This window comes from Oceanobacillus sojae (assembly GCF_007991515.1).
In the GTDB taxonomy this organism is placed as follows: domain Bacteria; phylum Bacillota; class Bacilli; order Bacillales; family Amphibacillaceae; genus Oceanobacillus; species Oceanobacillus sojae.
Genome location: NZ_BJYM01000038.1, coordinates 1 through 3088, shown reverse-complemented (window position 1 = coordinate 3088; position 3088 = coordinate 1). Strand labels below are relative to the sequence as shown.

General features: G+C 50.9%; 1 rRNA gene. It reads right to left on the bottom strand.

Going from position 1 to position 3088, the window contains the following annotated elements:
• Positions 1-46: 46 nt before the first annotated feature.
• Positions 47-2963: ribosomal RNA gene (locus OSO01_RS23075) — 23S ribosomal RNA — on the bottom strand.
• Positions 2964-3088 lie beyond the last annotated feature (125 nt).

The following is a 3088-nucleotide window of genomic DNA, read 5'->3' as shown; positions in this document are numbered from 1 at the left end:
ATTTGCACCCTGAAAACTAAATAAGAGTAACGTGACATCAAAAAACTTAGATAAGTCCTCAATCGATTAGTATCCGTCAGCTGCACGTGTCGCCACGCTTCCACCTCGGACCTATCAACCTCATCGTCTCTGAGGGATTTTACTCACTTGAAGTGATGGGAAGTTTCATCTTGAGGGGGGCTTCATGCTTAGATGCTTTCAGCACTTATCCTTTCCACACGTAGCTACCCAGCTATGCTCCTGGCGGAACAACTGGTACACCAGCGGTGTGTCCATCCCGGTCCTCTCGTACTAAGGACAGCTCCTCTCAAACTTCCAACGCCCACGACGGATAGGGACCGAACTGTCTCACGACGTTCTGAACCCAGCTCGCGTACCGCTTTAATGGGCGAACAGCCCAACCCTTGGGACCGACTACAGCCCCAGGATGCGATGAGCCGACATCGAGGTGCCAAACCTCCCCGTCGATGTGAACTCTTGGGGGAGATAAGCCTGTTATCCCCGGGGTAGCTTTTATCCGTTGAGCGATGGCCCTTCCATGCGGAACCACCGGATCACTAAGCCCGACTTTCGTCCCTGCTCGACTTGTAGGTCTCGCAGTCAAGCTCCCTTCTGCCTTTACACTCTACGAATGATTTCCAACCATTCTGAGGGAACCTTTGGGCGCCTCCGTTACCTTTTAGGAGGCGACCGCCCCAGTCAAACTGCCCGCCTGACACTGTCTCCGAACCGGATTACGGTCCTGGGTTAGAATGGTCATACAGTTAGGGTGGTATCCCACGGGTGCCTCCACGTAAGCTGGCGCTCACGCTTCAAAGGCTCCCACCTATCCTGTACAAACTGCACAAACATTCCATATCAGGCTACAGTAAAGCTCCACGGGGTCTTTCCGTCCTGTCGCGGGTAATGCGCATCTTCACGCATAGTATAATTTCACCGGGTCTCTCGTTGAGACAGTGCCCAAGTCGTTGCACCTTTCGTGCGGGTCGGAACTTACCCGACAAGGAATTTCGCTACCTTAGGACCGTTATAGTTACGGCCGCCGTTTACTGGGGCTTCGGTTCAAAGCTTCGCTTACGCTAACTCTTCCCCTTAACCTTCCAGCACCGGGCAGGTGTCAGCCCCTATACTTCGCCTTTCGGCTTCGCAGAGACCTGTGTTTTTGCTAAACAGTCGCTTGGGCCTATTCACTGCGGCTCACTCACAAGTGAGCACCCCTTCTCCCGAAGTTACGGGGTCATTTTGCCGAGTTCCTTAACGAGAGTTCTCCCGCTCACCTTAGGATTCTCTCCTCGCCTACCTGTGTCGGTTTGCGGTACGGGCACCTATGATCTAACTAGAGGCTTTTCTTGGCAGTGTGAAATCAGGAACTTCGGTACTATATTTCCCTCCCCATCACAGCTCAGAAATTTGTCAGACGGATTTGCCTATCTGACTTCCTCGCATGCTTGGACGCACATCCATCAGTGCGCACTCCTTATCCTCCTGCGTCCCCCCATTGTTCAAACAATCATGAGGTGGTACAGGAATATCAACCTGTTGTCCATCGCCTACGCCTGTCGGCCTCGGCTTAGGTCCCGACTAACCCTGAGAGGACGAGCCTTCCTCAGGAAACCTTAGGCATTCGGTGAAAGAGATTCTCACTCTTTTTTCGCTACTCATACCGGCATTCTCACTTCAAAGCGCTCCACCAGTCCTCACGGTCTGACTTCTCTGCACTTTGAACGCTCTCCTACCATTGTTCGTAAGAACAATCCGCAGCTTCGGTGATACGTTTAGCCCCGGTACATTTTCGGCGCAGCGTCACTCGACCAGTGAGCTATTACGCACTCTTTCAATGATGGCTGCTTCTAAGCCAACATCCTGGTTGTCTGTGCAACGCCACATCCTTTTCCACTTAACGTATACTTTGGGACCTTAGCTGGCGGTCTGGGCTGTTTCCCTTTCGACTATGAACCTTATCACCCATAGTCTGACTCCCAAGTTGAAGTAACTGGCATTCGGAGTTTGACTGAATTCGGTAACCCGGTAGGGGCCCCTAGTCCAATCAGTGCTCTACCTCCAGTACTCACGATCTTGAGGCTAGCCCTAAAGCTATTTCGGAGAGAACCAGCTATCTCCGTGTTCGATTGGAATTTCACCGCTACCCACACCTCATCCCCGCATTTTTCAACATACGTGGGTTCGGGCCTCCAGTCAGTGTTACCTGACCTTCACCCTGGACATGGGTAGATCACACGGTTTCGGGTCTACGACCGCATACTCATTCGCCCTATTCAGACTCGCTTTCGCTACGGCTCCGTGTCTTCCACTTAACCTTGCATACAATCGTAACTCGCCGGTCCATTCTACAAAAGGTACGCCGTCACCCATTAACGGGCTCCGACTACTTGTAGGCACACGGTTTCAGGTTCTATTTCACTCCCCTTCCGGGGTGCTTTTCACCTTTCCCTCACGGTACTGGTTCACTATCGGTCACTAGGTAGTATTTAGCCTTGGGAGATGGTCCTCCCGGATTCCGACGGAATTCCACGTGTTCCGCCGTACTCAGGATACACTCCGGAGGAAATTCCTTTTCAACTACAGGGCTGTTACCTTCTTCGGCTGACCTTTCCAAGTCGATTCGTTTAAAGAATTTCTTTGTAACTCCAATGGAGTGTCCTACAACCCCAAGAAGCAAGCTTCTTGGTTTGGGCTCTTTCCGTTTCGCTCGCCGCTACTCAGGAAATCGATTTTTCTTTCTCTTCCTCCAGGTACTGAGATGTTTCAGTTCCCCGGGTCTGCCTCATCTACCCTATGTATTCAGATAGATGTCCTGTCCCATTACGAACAGTGGGTTCCCCCATTCGGAAATCCCCGGATCAAAGTTTACTTACAACTCCCCGAGGCATATCGGTGTTAGTCCCGTCCTTCATCGGCTCCTAGTGCCAAGGCATCCACCGTGCGCCCTTATTCACTTAACTAAAGTTTTGGAATAAGTTTGCTGATTACTTCGTAATCAGTTGTGTTGCTATATCAATAGCTTTTTTGCCTTATTTCTAAAGTTTGATGTCGTTGTTACTCTTATTTAGTTTTCAAGGTACAAAAA